Source organism: Streptomyces sp. NPDC005728, assembly GCF_040630895.1.
Lineage (GTDB): Bacteria > Actinomycetota > Actinomycetes > Streptomycetales > Streptomycetaceae > Streptomyces.
Genome location: NZ_JBEXYL010000298.1, coordinates 1 through 1,270, shown reverse-complemented (window position 1 = coordinate 1,270; position 1,270 = coordinate 1). Strand labels below are relative to the sequence as shown.

The window sequence follows — 1,270 nt, the reverse complement described above, 5'->3', positions numbered from 1 at the left end:
CTGAGAACGGACAGCACTTCGACACTGGTTTGGGAAGCACGAGGCTCCTGAGGCCGGGACGGAATGTTCACGAGTTTCGACAGCACCGCGCTTTCCTCGGGCAGCTGACGCACGGTGTCGTCGCTCCTCCGCATCGTTGCCGCAGCGAGCGTCTCGCCGATCACCCCGGGCCGGCATGGTCCGAAAGAGACGGCCTAAAGTGGCGAAATGCCCCTGCCTGACGACCGGCCCGCCCTGGACCTGCTCGACGCGCACCTGGAGGCGCTATGGGACGGAACGGACCTCCCGCTTCCGCAGGCGCCGGTCCACCTTGCAGCGGAAGAAAGGGGCGAGCTCTCCCACTGGGCCCTCGACCAACTCCGGCGCATCCCCCGCGAGCCGAAGGACGCCTTTGCCCGTCAAATCGGCAGTCTGCTGGCGGACTTCCGCTACCGTCGCTGTCCCTGGAACGCGGCGGCGCTGCGGCTGCTCGACGACACATACACCTTTGCGGCTACCGGCCCTCGGCGGTACGAGGACTGGGCGCACGACGTCCGCGCCGTGCTGCACCGGTCGGTCCCTGACCCCCGGGGCTGGGTCCGACTGGACTGGGACCGCACCAACACCGCCCGCCACACGGCGCCTGCGTACCCCTTCGATCCCCCGGACTCATCAGAGTTGCCCGGTCGCCTGTACCCCCTGGAGGCGGAGGCGGCGGTCGCCGCGCTCGCCATCATGGCCGAGGAATGGCAGTCGGAACCCGCCCCCGTCCGCTCCCGCCCGGACCGGGACGCCGTGCTGGCGGATGCCCGGACCCTGCTCGATCGGTACGGGCCCACGGCGCACTACTGGACCAACGCGACGACCGCCGCCTCTGACCCGGCCCCGGACTTCCTCGCAGCCGGCCTCCAGGGGACTGAATCCCACAGCTTCCTCACCTCCGACTACCTCAACGGCCTCGACTTCCTCGAGGACCTGGGCCTGATCGCGGTGACCGACGACGAGGTGGGCGTCTTCTGGTCGTTCGGGGCGTACTGACGACGTTCAGAGGAGGCACCAACAACCGTCTACCACCGCCCTGACGACCCCGAGCCGGGCACGGCCGCCATTGAGGCGGACCATGCCCTGGCCGACCGCCTCGGGGTGCCGTTCCACTTCGCCTCCCGGGACGTCCCCGATCACGAGACCCCGCGCTGGCAGACAGCCCAGGGTCTGTCCGGGAGGGCATGACCGGAAGGCGGATCGGGACGACGCTCGGAAGCAAGGCCAGCTGCCGCGTGCCCCCGTTCTC

At 69.8% G+C, this 1,270-nt stretch carries 1 protein-coding gene; it reads left to right on the top strand.

Features of this window, described 5'->3' with window-relative positions; all coding sequences use genetic code 11:
* Positions 1 to 207 precede the first annotated feature (207 nt).
* Positions 208 to 1,017, top strand: a complete 810-nt coding sequence (locus ABZ471_RS48735; protein WP_359075637.1) for a hypothetical protein — start codon at positions 208 to 210, stop codon at positions 1,015 to 1,017.
* Positions 1,018 to 1,270 lie beyond the last annotated feature (253 nt).